Raw genomic sequence first — 14,688 nt, forward strand, 5'->3', positions numbered from 1 at the left:
TCGTCGCTGCGTTCAGCGCCCTTCACCTCGACCTCGAGGTTACCCTGGGCCAGCGCGCCCATCGTATCGGTCAGCCGGCTGATCGGCTTCGAAATGCTGCGCGAGAACAGGAACCCCAGCAGCGCCGCCGCTGCGAGCAGCCCGGCACCCACCAGCAGCATCGTGTTGCGCATCTCGACCACCGGCGTGAACACTTCGTCCTCGCCCATCGTGGTCACCATGGCCCAACTGGTGCCGTTGAACGTCACCGGCGTGGCCGTTGCCAGCATCCGCATGCCGCGGTAGTTGGTGGTAACGCCGTTGCCATCGGCGCCGGCGAGCGCCGCGTCCACCACCGGGCCGTCATAGCTCGCGGTGAGCGTGTCGTCGCCCTCCGAAAATACCGAGTCCGAGCGCAACAGCTTGTCGGCGCCGACGAGGAAGCTCTCGCCGGTCTGCCCGAGGTTGGCATTGTCCTGCATCATGGCATTGATCGACGCGATCGGCATCTCGATCGCCATCACCCCGACCAGTTTGTTGCGCGGATCGAACACGGGCGTCGCGAGAAAGCTCGCAGGCATGCCGGCCACTGCGTAAAGGCTCAGATCCTCGAAGGCGACCTTGCCCGGCTCGGTGAATGCCGCCGCGGCGCGGAATGCCCGGCCGAGACCGCTATCGGCGAGATCACCACCTTCACCGAAGTTTCGGGCGAAATCGTCGTTCTTCATCACCGAGTAGACGAGGTTCCCCTTGGGATCGAGGAGGAACAGGTCCGAATAGCCGCGCGCTTCGAGCTGGCGGCGGAAATTCGGGTGCACCTTGGAGTGGAGGAAATCATAGTTCCACTTCTTGGCGCCCGGCGCCTGCACCGGCGTATCGAGCGCCTGCCGAGCCCCGGCGGCGTTCGGGTTGTTGTCGATATAGTTGCCGCGCAACGTGGCGATCGGATCAACCGCCGGCTTCGAGGTCGCGAACTGGCCCCAGCCGATGGCGAAGTCGCGTAGCGTCGTCTGCACGCTCTCCGCCGCCGCCTGGTTCACCAGGTCGGACTGGATGGTCTCGAGGTAGGTCTCGAACGATTTCGCCCGGTCATCGGCCACCATCTGCATCTGCCGGATGCTCATCCGGTCGACCGTGCTCGAGCCGATGAGATAGCTGGCGATACCGACCCCCGCGCTGACCAGCAGAGCTGACCCGACCAGCGCCAGCGGCAACTTTTGCGCGATCTTGAACTTCGGAAGCCAACCCATGCCATCCTCCCCCAGAGTGGCGGCCTGCTGAGGGGTGGAAACGTTGAAGGCAGGCCGGAATCGTCCGCCCGCCACTACGTCGACCTCATCCCCCAAGGCCCATGCACGACTGCGCAAAGACTAGGCATGGCGGATTAATTTCGTGTTACGGAACGATGCGTAGCCGCCCCAGCGTTTCCGGGCGTGTAGTCGATTACATCGGGCGCAAAAACAAAGGCCGCCCGGAAGGCGGCCTTGGCGGTTTCGGCGCTAGGCGGAACGCCCTAGGACAACACCCCGATCACCGCCTCGATGCGCTTCTTCATCGTCGAGGCGTCGAACGGCTTGATGATGTAGTTGTTCACGCCCGAGGAGATCGCTTCCTTGACCTGCTCCTTGTCGGAGCGGCCGGTGGCCATGATAAAGGGCATCGCCTGCGTCTTGGGGTGTTTGCGGATGACGCGCAGCAGCGTCAGCCCGTCGATATCGTCCATGTTCCAATCGGAAATGATCAGGTCGACACTGCTCTTTTCGAGCTTGCCGAGGGCATCGCGCCCCGATTTGGCTTCGACGATGTTGGTGAAACCCAGCTGGGTGAGGATGTATTTGCAGATGCCCCGCATCGACTGCTGGTCATCCACGATCATCACGCTAACTGCACTTGCCTTCGGCATTGTTACGCTGCGCCTTCTAGCTGCCCGGGAAACGCACGGGTCGCGTATCGAAAAACCCTAGGCACTTTCCGTTACCAAACCTTCAATCGATAGCCGCGTTATGCTGCGGATTTGAGCCGCGTCAGTGCCGCCGCCAGCCGGGCCGCGATACTCTCGACGGGCGCCTGCTCGATCACCGCGCCCTCTTCGAACGCCACGCGCGGCATGCCGTAGACCAGCGCCGAGGCCTGGCTCTGCCCCACCGTGTAGGCGCCGGCATCGCGCATCAGCTTCAGCCCGCGCGCGCCATCGCGACCCATACCTGTGAGGATCGCGCCCACCGCCATCGACCCGACGGTCTTGGCCACGGATTCGAACAGCACATCGACGCTCGGCCGGTGTCCCGACGCCAGTTCGTCCTGTGTGACCCGGCACTTCAACTGGCCCGAGCTGCGCTCGACCCGGAGATGGAAATCGCCCCGTGCTACGTAGGCATGCCCCGGCAGCAGTGGCAGCCGGTCCTCGGCTTCGACGACCGTCAGCTCGGTCAGTTCGTCCAGCCTGCCGGCAAAGCGCGTCGTGAACCCCGCCGGCATATGCTGCGCTATGACGATCGGCGGACAGTCCGGCGGCATCTGGCTCAGCACCACGCGGATCGCTTCGACCCCGCCGGTTGACGCGCCGATGGCGATCAGCGCACCGTTCGGCGCGGCAGCAGTGCGCACCGGCACCTTGGCCGGCGGTGCCTTCAAGGCGCGGCCCTTCACGTCGGAATTGGCTGCCGCCCGCACCTTCTGGCGCAGGTTCTCGCCAAACGCATCGAGCCCACCCGACAGCGTGGCATTGGGCTTGGCGACGAAATCCACCGCGCCCAGTTCCAGCGCCAGCAGCGTCTCGCTCGCACCCTTGGTGGTCAGGGTCGAAACCATCACCACCGGCAGGGGATGGAGCCGCATCAACTTGTCGAGGAACTGTAGCCCGTTCATGTTGGGCATCTCGATATCGAGCGTCACCACGTCCGGGTTGAGATCCTTGACCTTGCTGCGCGCCTCGATCGGGTCTTCGGCCGTGCCCACCACTACGATGTCGCCGTCCTTGCCCAAGGTGCGGCTCAGCACCTCGCGAATGAGTGCGGAATCGTCGACGACCAGCACCTTGATGCTCATGCTGCGTCCCTAGCCTTCTGCTGTGTCCGGGCCTGGTAAATGGTCTTGCCCACCAGCCGGAAGTTGCTGCCGCCGGCACCCAGGTTCTCCGAGTGCCCGATATAGAGGAACCCTTCCGGCACCAGGATCGCCCCGAGCCGCGAGAACAGTTCGCCCTGTGTCTTCTTGTCGAAATAGATCGCCACGTTCCGGCAGAACACCGCATCGAACGGGCCCCGCATCGGCCACGGGTTGTTCATCAGGTTGAGCGGCTTGAACGAGATCAGCTCGCGCACCGCCGCAGGGATCTGCACCTGTCCGGCACCCGCTCGCTCGAACAGGGCACTTCGTTCCCGCGATAGCCCGTTGAGCTCTGCCTCGGGGTAGACCCCGCCGGCCGCCTTCGCCACGACATTGGTGTCGATGTCGGTCGCGAGGATGCGGAAGTCCCAGCGCTTGAGCTCGGGAAGGGCAGCGAGCAGGCCCAGCGCGATGGTGTAGGGCTCCTGCCCCGTGGAGCAACCTGCCGACCAGATCCGGAGCTTCGGGCGCCCATTCGCCCCCATCCGTGGCCGCTGCGCCATCAACTGGCGCACGTAATTTTCGAGATGCTCGAAATGGTGATCCTCACGCCAGAACCGCGTCAGGTTAGTTGTCAACGCGTTGACGAAATCCTGCGCTTCGGCCGGTGTTCCCCGCTGCTCGAGATAGTCGAGATAGGCATCGAACGAGTTGAGCCGCAGCGTGCGCACCAGCTTGCCGAGCCGCGACACGACGAGCGTGCGCTTGGCCTCCGACAGCGATATCCCGGCTTCCTGATAGACGCGTGCCTTGACCCGATTGAACTCGCGGTCACTGAGGGCAAATTCGCCCTGTTCCATACTGCCCCCTGCGGCCCGTTCTAGGCCTGTCGTCTGCGCGCCGGGAGTTGCAGGGCTCTTGCCGCCTCCGACCCGACCGCAGCTACGCTGCCGTCCAGCCGGGCGATGGCGCCGCTGCCCTCATCCAGTGCACCGGCGATCATGTCCGTCTCATTGCTTAGATTCTCTAAATGCCCGCCGAGCCCGGACAGTATTTTTTTGAGCGATGCGGTCTCCGCCACCGACGCACTCGCCTCGCGCCGCGACGCGCCGACCAGCGACTTGATCTCCCGTGCCGCCTTCTGCGTCGCCTGAGCCAGCGTCCGGACTTCGGCGGCCACCACGGCGAAGCCCGCTCCCTTCTCTCCGGCCCGCGCCGCTTCGACCGCGGCGTTGAGCGCCAGCAGATTGGTGCGGAAACTCACGTCCTCGATATTGTTGACCATACGGTCGATCTCGGCCGTCGTGCTCTCGACGCCACCCACCGACACACTGGTGCGCTGCACCGCCAGCGCGGCATCTGCCGCCAGGGCCACCGCCTGCCGCTCCAGAGTGCGCACCGATTGTGCCTTGACCCGGCCTTTCTCGATGGCGCTCGACGCGACAGTGAGCCCTACCCTGCTCTGGTCCGCCAGTTCCGCAAGACTGCTGACACTGGCCCGGTAGCGGTCGATGGCTCGGAGGATCGCCTCCATCTTGGCTTCGAGCTGTTCCTTGGCCGCCACCGCCTCGTCGCGCTCGTCGAGGATGGCTTCGAGCATCGCACCGAAGCGCCGCACCTCCGGCGCTAGGCCACCCGAGCCCATCAGCAACAGCGCGTCGACCTCTTCGCCTGCCAGCAACTGCCCGATCGCCTTCACGCCGCGATCGAGCTGTTCCAGCGCCCCGCCCAGCGCCTTCAGCGCGGGCGAATGCTGCATGCCCCAGTCGTCGAACCTGAAACCGGTTCGGCCGTTGCCGAGCGCCGTGACGAATGCGTCGAAGTCATCGTCGGCAATGTGATGGCCCGCCGGGGTAAACTCGATGATCGAGCGGCCGCCTCCCAGTTCCCGCCGCTCAGCCACGTAACGCCGGTCGCCCACCACGGCGATACTCTCCTCGGCCATGTCCTCGAGCAGCACGCCGCCGCCCAGCACATCCGAAATCAGCCCGCCCTCCTCGGCCCTCGGCTCCACCAGCGCCAGGCCATTGCTGACCCCGAGCACCTCGCCATCGGCATCGACCAGCGCCGCTGGTTGCCGCATGCTGGAGAACGCTGACTTGAAGTTGTAGGCCCGATCCAGCCGGGTGCAGAGGCTTTGGACGATCGCCTCGAGGCTGGTCGCCTCGCCGGCCCGCACGCCTACTGCTTGCCCGATTGCCGCAAGTCGCCCGGCAAATGCATGGTCAGCGCGCAACGCCACGATCATCGACCCGGCCATCGCGCCAAGTGTCGCCAGAACCGCCAGCGCCGCGCTGGCTAGACCGACGCCGTACAGCAACACGCCGCCGAGCGCGATCAGCGCGGCGGCAAGCCAGCAAAGATTAGCGATGAGCGCTACGCTGAAGCGCCGCACGAATCACCGAGCCCCGACGGGCCTCCCCAGGCCCTCGCCGCGACCCTAAAACCGGAATGGTTAATCAAACCTATACTGCGCGGCCTACGCGTAACGACTTGGTAAGGCTGCCCACTCAGAACAGTTCGATGTCGTCGACCACCGGCTTGGTGATGATGCTGCGGCGGCTGGCGGCAACCGCCAATTCTTCCTTGGCGATCGAGGCGTTGGCGGTGTTGTCGAGCCGCTTGATGAACGCCCTGCCCGAGTAAGGCTTGAACATCACGCGGCGCGCGTAGGTGCCGCCGAGATCTTCCTTGGCCATCTCGTAGCCTTCATTGGCGAGGAACTCGCGCACGAACTCGATGTTCTTGAGCCCGATATCGTCGAGCGCACCGTTGATCTTGCCGCCCCCGAAAACCTTGATCTCGAGGTTGGCCTTGCGGCCCGAGCCGCGCGTCAGCACCTTGTTGATCAGTTGTTCCATGGCGAACGCGCCATAGCGCGCCGAGGCGCCGTAGCGATCGGCCGCCGACGCCGACTGTTCGGCGAGTAGGAAGTGGTTCATCCCGCCGACGTTCGCGACGCGGTCGCGGACGCAGGCCGAAATGCAACTGCCCAGCACGGTGGAGAAGGTGAGGTCGGGCTCGTTCGACACCAGGCAATCACCCTGATGTACGGTCGTCACCACACCACGATCGAACTCGGGAGGCAGTGAACTCGACAAGACCATAGTAACGTTCGACCCGAGAAAACCTAGTATGTCATCGTTACCGTCAATTCGTTAGTGAAGCGCTAACCAAACCGCTCGCGTTGACCCTGACCCGCCGCATTCGCAAGGAGCCATTCAGAAATCCGCGCTATGGTCGAAACGTACTACGGGGGTTTAGCTCTACATGTCTCTCCAAAGGCTCGCCCGCGAGCTCGATGAAACCGCACGTCAGACCGCCGGCATGGTGGAAGGCGTCACGCAGGCCCTCGAACTCCTCGCCGACAGGTCGATGTCGGCTGACGAAGCGCGACGCGAGGCGGCCCGGATCATCGTCAACGCGCTCCAGGGCCAGGACCGGATCGAGCAGCGCTGCCAGAACATGGCACTGGCCGTGCGCCAGTTCGCCCTGCTGCCGCCGACCGCGCCGGATTCGGTCTATGAAGAAATCTGGTCGAGCCTGGTGCTCGACGAGTTGCGCGTGCCTACCCTCTCGGGTAGCGCCGCTCATGGTGTGCACGGCGAAGCCGAACTGTTCTGAGATTGCCGCGCCAGCGCCGCCCGATCGCCGCAACGATGAACAGCAATGAACGCCCTTGGCGTCAGACGACCTTGGCTCGCAGTTTGTACTGCGGCCGGTCCCACGCTCCGGTTCTCATCACCTCCCCCAGAATGCCCGCCGCCCTCTGCACATCGGCGAAGCTGAGATAGAGCGGCGTCAGCCCGAAGCGCAGAATATCCGGCTCGCGGAAATCGCCGATCACCCCGGCGGCGATCAGTGCCTGCATCACCGCATAAGCCTCGGGATGCCGCAGTGATACCTGTGTGCCGCGCCGAGCCCAATCGGTCGGCGTCGCAAGTTGCAGTTCCGGCGCAAGCCGCGCCACCTCGCTGGTGAACAGCTCGAACAGTGCATCTGCCTTGACGCGCAGTGCCGTGAGATCGACGCCATCGAACACATCGAGCGCGGCATCCAGTGCCGACATCGACAACACTGACGGCGTGCCCACGCGCATCGCGCCGATGCCCTCGGCGGGCCGATATGTCTCGGCAAAGCTGAACGGCGCTGCATGGCCCAACCACCCGGTCAGCGGCTGCTGCAGTCCGTCGAGATGCCGTGGCGCCGCGTAGATGAATGCAGGCGCCCCCGGCCCGCCGTTGAGATATTTGTAACCGCACCCAACTGCGAAATCCGCATCGGCCCGGCCGAGATCGACGGGGAACGCTCCTGCGGAATGCGCCAGGTCCCACACTGTTAGCGCCCCGGCAGCGTGCGCCGCGGCAGTCAGCCTAGCCATATCGAGCCGCGCCCCGGTGCGGTAGTCGACCTCGGTCAACATCAGTACGGCCACGTCGTCGCTCAGCGCTCCGGGAATCTCTCCGGCTTCCACCAACCGCAGTTCGTGCCCCTGCCCCAAGAGTTCGGCCACACCCGCCGCGATGTAGGCGTCGGTTGGAAAGTTGTGCCGCTCGGAGAGGATCACCTTGCGCCCCGGCCGCAGCCGCAGCGCCGTCACCAGCGCCTTGAACAGGTTCACCGAGGTGGAGTCGGCTACCATCACCGTCCCCGGCGCCGCTCCGATCAGCTTGGCGATGCGCTCGCCGACCCGGCTCGGCAGGTCGATCCAGTCGTGGGTGTTCCAGCTCCGGATCAACCCCTCGCCCCATTGCGTGGCGACGACGTCGTTGACTCGCGCCTTCACCGCCCGCGGAAGCGCTCCCAGCGAGTTGCCATCGAGGTAGATGATGCCATCCGGGAGGTCGAACAGCGTCCGGGTGCGGGCGAACGGGTCTGCGGCGTCGAGAGCGGTGATGTCGGTCATGCCTTGATCAATAGCGGCTCGAACGGGAAGGGCAAGCCAGCCCGCCAACAGGTCTCTTCGCCACACGGTATGCTACTTTAGTATTAGAGTTTTCTTAGACTTTGGTATTATGCCGCACGAACCCGCCTTGACGCTGGCCGAACCTGTCGCCGAAGGTGCGGGGGAAAGCGGGCACACTCCCCGCGCTAGGGACGAGGAACCTCATGGCACCTGTAACCATCAACAAGGCCGGCAAGCACTACGGCGGCTTTGAAGCGCTGAAGGGCGTGTCGGTCGACATTTCCGACGGCGAATTCGTCGTGCTGGTCGGCCCGTCGGGCTGCGGCAAGTCTACCCTGCTGCGCATGATCGCCGGCCTCGAGGAAATCACCTCGGGCGAGATCGGCATCGGCAATCGCGTGGTCAACGACCTGCCGCCCAAGGAACGCGACATCGCCATGGTGTTCCAGAACTACGCGCTCTACCCGCACATGACGGTGGCGCAGAACATGGGCTTCTCGTTGAAGCTCAAGGGCGTGCCCAAGACCGAGATCAAGGCCAAGGTCGATCGCGCCGCGCAGATCCTCGGCCTCGAAAAGCTTCTCGACCGCCAGCCGCGCCAGCTCTCGGGCGGCCAGCGCCAGCGTGTCGCCATGGGCCGCGCCATCGTGCGCGATCCGCAGGTCTTCCTGTTCGACGAGCCGCTGTCCAACCTCGACGCGAAGCTCCGCGTGCAGATGCGCTCCGAGATCAAGGAACTGCACCAGCGGCTGAAGACCACCACCATCTACGTGACCCACGACCAGGTCGAAGCCATGACCATGGCCGACAAGATCGTGGTCATGCGCGACGGCGTCATCGAGCAGATGGGCACCCCGCTCGACCTGTATGATCGTCCGCTCAACACCTTCGTCGCCGGCTTCATCGGCTCCCCGTCGATGAACTTCATCAACGGCCAGACCACACCCGAGGGCTTCAAGACCACCGACGGCATCCTGCTCCCGACCATTCCGGGCGCCACCGACGCCGCCATCTACGGCATCCGCCCCGAGCACCTGCACCTCGATCCGAACGGCATCGAGATCGAGGTCATCGTGCTGGAGCCGACCGGTTCGGAAACCCAGGTCATCGGCCGCATCGGCACGCAGTCGATCAACGGCATCTTCCGCGAGCGCATCACCGCGCAGCCGGGCTCGAAGATCAAGGTGGCCCCGGACCTCTCGGTCGTCCACTTGTTCAACAAGGACGGCAAGCGCGTGAACTGAGGTTCAGCGTAGAATTGAGTGAGACCGCCGCAGGGAATTGCGGCGGTCTCACTGTTTCTAGAGCACCCGCCGCCCTTCGCGCCACACTGTGCGCACCACGGGCACGCCCTCGAGGCTGGCGACCTGCACCAGATCGGCGCGCTTGCCGACGGCGATCTCGCCGCGATCCTCGAACCCGGCGGCACCGGCCGGATGGCGCGTCACCATCGCCACTGCCTCGGGCAGGGTGATGGTATCTTCCAGCGAGAATACCGCCTGCATCAGGCTGAACGGCACATAATCCGACGACAGGATGTCGAGCAGCCCGGCCTCGGCCAGCTGGCGGGCCGAGACGTTCCCCGAATGCGAGCCGCCACGCACGACGTTGGGCGCTCCCATCAGGATCGACATGCCGCCATCGCGCGACGCCTGCGCCGCTTCGAGGCTGGTGGGGAACTCGGCGATCCTGATGCCGCGCGCGGTGGCGTCCGCCACCTGCTCGACCGTCGCGTCGTCGTGGCTGGCAAGGACGATGCCCATCTCTCGTGCTTTGCCGGAAATCGCGTCGCGATGCGGCAATGCGAACTCGGCCGACTCACGCGTCCGCCGCTCGGCGAAGGCTTCGAACTCGGCGTCCGACATGCGCTTTTTCTTCTGGTAGTAGTTGCGATAGGCCTCGACCGAAGCGAACTGGCGCTGCCCTGGCGAATGGTCCATCAGCGAAGCGAGCTTCACGAGCCGGTCGCCCTCGAAGGCGGCGAAAGACTCAAGGCAATCGGGCGCCGCCACTTCGCAGCGCAGGTGGATGTAGTGGTCGGCACGCAGCCACCCGGCATCGACGCCGGCATGAATCGCCGCGCCGAGCTTCAGGAAATCCTCCGCCAGCATGCCGCTGTCATCATTGAGCCCGACACGCAGTGCGTCGAACACCGTGGTGATGCCGGAAGCCGCGACCTGCGCGTCATGCGCCTGCACCGATGCGATCGGGTTCCAGCGCACGCCGGGGCGCGGCGCGTAGTGACCTTCCATGTGGTCGGTATGGAGCTCGACGAAGCCCGGCATCAGGTAGTCGCCGTCGAGATCGATGCCACCGGCGAACGGCGCGCCGACATCGGTGATGCGACCATCGGTGACCTTCACCGAGCCGAGGATCACCTCGTCGGCAAGCACGATGCGGGCATTGGTGAGGATCAGTTCGTCGGTCATTGGAGGTCGCTCCCGTTAGGCCCCGCGCCTAGCGAACAATTGTGACAGCCGAAAGAAGGCGAGGCGAAAGCTACTGCTGCCGGCCGATCAGTCGCGAGCGCAGCGCATTCGAGATGTTGTCGAACACGAACACCACGATGAGGATCAGGATCACCATGTAGAAGACGTTGGCCCAGTTCGAATTGGTGCGCATCGCCTCCCAGAGCTTCAGCCCGATACCACCGGCGCCCACCGCACCGATGATGGTCGCCGAACGGGTGTTCGACTCCCACTGGTACAGCGTCTGCGAGATCATTACCGGCAGCACCTGCGGCACGACACCATAGCGCTGCACCTGGGTCGGGCTGGCGCCCACCGACTTGATGCCCTCGCGCTCCTTGTCGTCGATGTTCTCGAGTCCCTCGGAGTAGAGCTTGCCGAGCGTCCCGACCTCGGTGAGGAAGATCGCGCCGATGCCGGCGAGCGGTCCCGGCCCGAAGGCGCGGGTGAAGAACAGCGCCCAGATCAGCATGTCGACCGAGCGCAGGAAGTCGAAGAACCGCTTCACCCCGTGATTGGCAAAGCCGGACGGTGTGATGTTGCGCGCGGCGAAGAACGCCAGTGGGAAAGCGATCAACGACGCGAACAGCGTGCCGACCAGCGCCATGACGATGGTCTGCAGCAGCTTGACCCACACGTCGCCATGCTGCCAGGAGCCGTTGTTCCAGATGTTGTCGAAGGCCAGTTCGAGGTTGCTGTGATTGGGGTCGAGCCGCTCTGGGTTCCACAACAGCGCCCACACCTCGCCAGCCGATTTGCCGAAATAGGGCGAGTTCGTATCGAAGACAAAGTTGGCCCAGCCGAGCACGCGCTTGTTGATCTTGACCCGCTCCGGCGACACGCGAACGTTACCGGCAAAGCCGAAATCGGCCACGACGTCGCTCCCCTTGATGGCGAGCCAGTCGGGTTGCGGGCCCTCGATGCGCGGCACCTCGCCGCGATGGATCACCACCGTCTGGCCTTCGTAGGTTACGCTCACATTGGCCTTGGAGAACGTCGTCGCCGTACCCGGCCCGGCAATCTCGACCGTCGTCGCGCCATTGCCCTCGGCGATGATCCAGTCCGGATTGGGGTCGTTGCCCAGCGGTCCGAAGCGCGGCCATTTCGGCTCGATGGTGGCGCCGTCGAGCCGGAACTCGGTGGAGATGTCATAGCTGATCCACTGCGCCAGCATGTTGCCGGCACGATCCCACTTGGCGTCAGCCAGGACGCTCGACAGCGCGAAGAACCACACCGCATAGGCGAAGTAGAGCACCACTCCAATGAGCAGGACCAGCGGCAGGAAGCGCTTGGCCAGCGATTGCCGGAATACCGCAGGAAAGCGTTGTTCGATGCTGAGGTCGGTCATTTCAAGTTCACCTCAGGCCGAAACGAGGAACGCATGGTCGCCGACGAGCTTCTTGCGAAGCCAGCCGGAGAACTGGTCGATGACGAAGATGGTGATGAACAGCAGTGCGATCAGCGCCAAAGTCTTGGCGCCGAAGCCGCGCGAGATCGAGAGCTTCAGCTCTTCGCCGATACCGCCGCCGCCTACCGCACCGATGATGGTCGAGGCGCGCACATTGATCTCGAAACGCAGCAGCGCATAGGAGGTGAAGTTCGGCGTGACCTGCGGCATGGCCCCGAAGCGCACCCGCTCCAGCCAATTGCCGCCGGCCGCCTTCAGCCCCTCGTCGGGCTTCATGTCGATGTTCTCGATCACCTCGTAGAACAGCTTGCCGAGCGCGCCGATCGTATGCATGCCCACCGCAAAGATCGCTGCGATCGGGCCAAGGGAAAGGACCGCGGCAAAGAACCCGGCGACGACGATTTCGGGGAAGGCGCGGAGAATTTCCATGAAGCGGCGCACAAAGAAGCGCACCGGCGCGATCGGCATCATGTTGCGGGCGGCGAGAAACGCCAGGCCCAAGGCGCCGATAAAGCCGATCATCGTCGAGACCAGCGCCACGTTGATGGTGATGACCATCAGGTGCAAGTACTCGGGGATGTAGAAGTCGGGGGTAACCTGCAGCCGTCCGTCGGGGAAGTTGGTCTCGAAGGTCCCGGTGTCGTTCGGCGTTGGCAGGTCGAGCAGAGCGCGCCAGACGTCGTTCCAGTCCTGCGGGATCAGCCACGAGGTGAAATCAAACAGATGCGGCAGGCGCTCGACGAAATGGCCCGCATTGCTCTCGTCGGCGAACTTCAACGAGAAGAACAGCACGACGGCGAGCAGCCCCAGCCCGATGAAGCTGTAGAGCCGGCGCTGGGCGCTGAGCTTGCGCCAGGCACTGTCGACGTGATGAACGACGTCCGAGCCGGCGTCGGGTGCGGTGAGGGTCATGGGCTGGGTCTGGCCTGTCGCTGGATAGACTTGGGGCGGGTGCTCGTCGCACCCGCCCCAAACGATCCTTGGATCAGCCGCCGATCGACGCTTTGCGGGCGTCGATGATCGGCTGGTAGAACTCCGGCTTCACCGGGACATAGCCAGTGAAGTCGCCGCCTTCGATGGCGTTGAAGCAGGCCACGTCGGTCTTCGGCAGTTCCATGTAGAAGTCGTTGATCTTCTTGATCCACTCATCGCCGAGCGCGGTGCGGGCGACGGTCGGGCCGTTCGGGATCAGCGGCGAGCGCCACACTTCCACGACGTCGTTCATGTCGAGCATGCCCTTGGCGACCATCTTGTGCGCGGTGCCCGAGGTCCAGCCGTCGGTGAACTCGCCAACGCCCGAGGCGTCGTCAACAGCCACGTCGACCTTGCCGTCGAGCATGGCAAGCACGTTGTTCTCATGACCGCCATTGAACGAGGTCGCGGCGAAGAACTTGTCGTTGGCCTCGCCCGTGGTGGTCGGGATCTGGGTCAGCGGGATCAGATAGCCCGAGGTCGAGTCCGGATCGGCGTAACCGAGCTTCTTGCCCTTGGCGGACATGATGTCGGTGATGCCCGAGTCCTTGCGAGCCAGCGCGATCGAGTGATAGCCGGTCGAGCCGTCGGTCTGCTGGGTGGTGAACATCGGCACCACGGCCTTGGGGTCGGCGAGGAAGATCTTGGCATAGCCCGAGGCGCCGAGGCCGGCGACGTCGAGGGTACCGCCGAGCAGGCCCTGGATCACGCCATCATAGTCGGCGGCCGGGAACAGCGAGACCTTCTCGAAGCCAAAGGTTTCCTTGAGGTGGTCGGCGAGGCACTGGTAGTTGCGCAGCCGGTCGGCTTCGTTTTCGCCGCCAAGAATGCCGATGCGGAATTCCTTGATTTCCTGGGCGAAGGTGGTGGTCGCAGAGGCGCCCATGGCGACGAGCGCCACGGTGCTCAGAAGAATGTTCTTCAGCATAAATCTCTCCTGTTGAAGGTTTCCGCCCCGCCTTGCATGTGCGGGATTGGGAAAGTCGCTACGCGCCGCCGTCAGTTGACGAGTACGGGTTCGGCGCGGATTTGAGTGACCGGCGGCGGCGTGAAGCCCCGGATCGAAGTCGAGGTAATGGCCTCCGAGAAGGCCTCCTTCAGGCCATCGGCACCGTAGATCTCGCGCGCCGCGGCCTCGGTCAGTTCGTCCGCCGTGCCGTCGAAGACGACGCGGCCCTGCGCCATGCCGATGATCCGCTCGCAGTAGTTGCGGGCGGTATCGAGGGTGTGGAGGTTGGTGATGACGGTGATCTTCTGCTGCTCGTTGATGGCCTTCAGCGAGTCCATGACCACCTGCGCATTGCGCGGATCGAGCGACGCGATCGGCTCGTCGGCGAGGATCATCTTTGGCGTCTGCATCAGCGCCCGGGCGATGGCGACGCGCTGCTGCTGGCCGCCCGAAAGGGTGCCGGCCCGCTGCAGAGCTACCTGGGCGATGTCGAGCCGGTCGAGCGCCTTGATGGCATCGACGCGCTCCTGGTGGGTGAAGACGTTGAACAGGCTCATCAGCGTCGAGCGGCCGTTGAGCCGGCCGAGCAGCACATTGGTGAGCACGTCGATGCGCGGCACCAGGTTGAACTGCTGGAAGATCATGGCGCAGTCGGAGCGCCATTCGCGCAGCGCCGCGCCGCCCAGTGTGGTGACGTCGCGGCCGCCGAAGGCAATGGTGCCTTCCGAGGTATCGGTGAGCCGGTTGATCATCCGCAGCAGCGTCGACTTGCCGGCACCTGAGCGGCCAATGATCCCGACCATCTGGCCTTGGGGGATTTCCAGATTGACGTTGTCGACCGCCGTCTTTGCGCCGAACCGTCGCGACACCTTGGAAATCTTCAGCATGCGCGTGCACCCCGCTAGCAACGGGACTGACACCTAAGGCCGCAACGCGAAGCACGGATGAAGGTTCGGTG

At 64.5% G+C, this 14,688-nt stretch carries 14 protein-coding genes; 2 read left to right on the plus strand and 12 right to left on the minus strand.

The window, feature by feature from the left end; all coding sequences use genetic code 11:
- From AC1DYL_RS08445 to AC1DYL_RS08470, 6 genes are all read right to left on the minus strand, one after another.
- The coding region (locus AC1DYL_RS08445; RefSeq protein ID WP_477172795.1) for a cache domain-containing protein at nucleotides 1–1,229 on the minus strand (1,229 nt) is incomplete at its 3' end.
- A gap of 263 nt (nucleotides 1,230–1,492) precedes the next feature.
- Nucleotides 1,493–1,855: a response regulator gene (locus AC1DYL_RS08450; RefSeq protein ID WP_236884224.1), complete on the minus strand. Its 363-nt coding sequence runs from the start codon at nucleotides 1,853–1,855 to the stop codon at nucleotides 1,493–1,495.
- A 125-nt stretch (nucleotides 1,856–1,980) separates the two neighbouring features.
- Complete coding sequence (locus tag AC1DYL_RS08455) at nucleotides 1,981–3,027, minus strand: protein-glutamate methylesterase/protein-glutamine glutaminase (RefSeq protein WP_477172796.1); 1,047 nt, start codon at nucleotides 3,025–3,027, stop codon at nucleotides 1,981–1,983.
- Nucleotides 3,024–3,887, minus strand: a complete 864-nt coding sequence (locus AC1DYL_RS08460) for a CheR family methyltransferase (protein ID WP_477172797.1) — start codon at nucleotides 3,885–3,887, stop codon at nucleotides 3,024–3,026. The genes AC1DYL_RS08455 and AC1DYL_RS08460 overlap by 4 nt, the downstream gene beginning before the upstream one ends.
- A 20-nt stretch (nucleotides 3,888–3,907) precedes the next feature.
- Entirely contained in the window at nucleotides 3,908–5,422 is a 1,515-nt protein-coding gene (locus AC1DYL_RS08465; RefSeq protein WP_477172798.1) for a methyl-accepting chemotaxis protein, read from the minus strand.
- Between the two features lie 115 nt (nucleotides 5,423–5,537).
- A complete protein-coding gene (locus tag AC1DYL_RS08470; RefSeq protein WP_477148037.1) occupies nucleotides 5,538–6,059 on the minus strand; it encodes a chemotaxis protein CheD in 522 nt (173 codons plus the stop codon).
- A gap of 238 nt (nucleotides 6,060–6,297) precedes the next feature.
- Here AC1DYL_RS08470 and AC1DYL_RS08475 point away from each other — a divergent pair, with 238 nt between their 5' ends.
- Nucleotides 6,298–6,651 carry a hypothetical protein gene (locus AC1DYL_RS08475; protein WP_477148038.1) on the plus strand — a complete coding sequence of 118 codons (354 nt, stop codon included), beginning with the start codon at nucleotides 6,298–6,300 and terminating at the stop codon, nucleotides 6,649–6,651.
- Between the two features lie 61 nt (nucleotides 6,652–6,712).
- On the opposite strand, the gene kynU is transcribed toward AC1DYL_RS08475, so the two are convergent.
- Nucleotides 6,713–7,933 carry a kynureninase gene (gene kynU, locus AC1DYL_RS08480; protein ID WP_477172799.1) on the minus strand — a complete coding sequence of 407 codons (1,221 nt, stop codon included), beginning with the start codon at nucleotides 7,931–7,933 and terminating at the stop codon, nucleotides 6,713–6,715.
- A 203-nt stretch (nucleotides 7,934–8,136) separates the two neighbouring features.
- Here kynU and AC1DYL_RS08485 point away from each other — a divergent pair, with 203 nt between their 5' ends.
- Nucleotides 8,137–9,177, plus strand: coding sequence for an ABC transporter ATP-binding protein (locus AC1DYL_RS08485; protein ID WP_477148040.1), 1,041 nt, complete (start codon nucleotides 8,137–8,139; stop codon nucleotides 9,175–9,177).
- A gap of 57 nt (nucleotides 9,178–9,234) precedes the next feature.
- On the opposite strand, the gene AC1DYL_RS08490 is transcribed toward AC1DYL_RS08485, so the two are convergent.
- The 5 genes from AC1DYL_RS08490 to phnC form a co-directional block, all read right to left on the minus strand.
- A complete protein-coding gene (locus AC1DYL_RS08490; RefSeq protein ID WP_477156369.1) occupies nucleotides 9,235–10,362 on the minus strand; it encodes an alpha-D-ribose 1-methylphosphonate 5-triphosphate diphosphatase in 1,128 nt (375 codons plus the stop codon).
- 70 nt (nucleotides 10,363–10,432) lie between these two features.
- Complete coding sequence (gene phnE / locus AC1DYL_RS08495) at nucleotides 10,433–11,749, minus strand: phosphonate ABC transporter, permease protein PhnE (protein WP_477172800.1); 1,317 nt, start codon at nucleotides 11,747–11,749, stop codon at nucleotides 10,433–10,435.
- Nucleotides 11,750–11,761: 12 nt separating this feature from the next.
- Nucleotides 11,762–12,721 carry a phosphonate ABC transporter, permease protein PhnE gene (gene phnE / locus AC1DYL_RS08500; protein ID WP_477172801.1) on the minus strand — a complete coding sequence of 320 codons (960 nt, stop codon included), beginning with the start codon at nucleotides 12,719–12,721 and terminating at the stop codon, nucleotides 11,762–11,764.
- Nucleotides 12,722–12,794: 73 nt separating this feature from the next.
- Nucleotides 12,795–13,709, minus strand: coding sequence for a phosphonate ABC transporter substrate-binding protein (gene phnD / locus AC1DYL_RS08505; protein WP_477172802.1), 915 nt, complete (start codon nucleotides 13,707–13,709; stop codon nucleotides 12,795–12,797).
- 71 nt (nucleotides 13,710–13,780) lie between these two features.
- Nucleotides 13,781–14,617, minus strand: coding sequence for a phosphonate ABC transporter ATP-binding protein (gene phnC, locus AC1DYL_RS08510; protein ID WP_477172803.1), 837 nt, complete (start codon nucleotides 14,615–14,617; stop codon nucleotides 13,781–13,783).
- Nucleotides 14,618–14,688: the final 71 nt, after the last annotated feature.

The organism is Devosia sp. P1_H9, assembly GCF_056405135.1.

Excerpts from the sequence above, each read along its gene's own strand:
- AC1DYL_RS08490 (WP_477156369.1), bottom strand. The coding sequence starts at position 10,362 with ATGACCGACGAACTGATCCTCACCAATGCCCGCATCGTGCTTGCCGAC.
- AC1DYL_RS08475 (WP_477148038.1), top strand. The coding sequence starts at position 6,298 with ATGTCTCTCCAAAGGCTCGCCCGCGAGCTCGATGAAACCGCACGTCAG.
- AC1DYL_RS08485 (WP_477148040.1), top strand. The coding sequence starts at position 8,137 with ATGGCACCTGTAACCATCAACAAGGCCGGCAAGCACTACGGCGGCTTT.
- phnC (WP_477172803.1), bottom strand. The coding sequence starts at position 14,617 with ATGCTGAAGATTTCCAAGGTGTCGCGACGGTTCGGCGCAAAGACGGCG.
- phnE (WP_477172800.1), bottom strand. The coding sequence starts at position 11,749 with ATGACCGACCTCAGCATCGAACAACGCTTTCCTGCGGTATTCCGGCAA.
- phnD (WP_477172802.1), bottom strand. The coding sequence starts at position 13,709 with ATGCTGAAGAACATTCTTCTGAGCACCGTGGCGCTCGTCGCCATGGGC.
- AC1DYL_RS08460 (WP_477172797.1), bottom strand. The coding sequence starts at position 3,887 with ATGGAACAGGGCGAATTTGCCCTCAGTGACCGCGAGTTCAATCGGGTC.
- AC1DYL_RS08455 (WP_477172796.1), bottom strand. The coding sequence starts at position 3,027 with ATGAGCATCAAGGTGCTGGTCGTCGACGATTCCGCACTCATTCGCGAG.
- kynU (WP_477172799.1), bottom strand. The coding sequence starts at position 7,933 with ATGACCGACATCACCGCTCTCGACGCCGCAGACCCGTTCGCCCGCACC.
- AC1DYL_RS08450 (WP_236884224.1), bottom strand. The coding sequence starts at position 1,855 with ATGATCGTGGATGACCAGCAGTCGATGCGGGGCATCTGCAAATACATC.
- phnE (WP_477172801.1), bottom strand. The coding sequence starts at position 12,721 with ATGACCCTCACCGCACCCGACGCCGGCTCGGACGTCGTTCATCACGTC.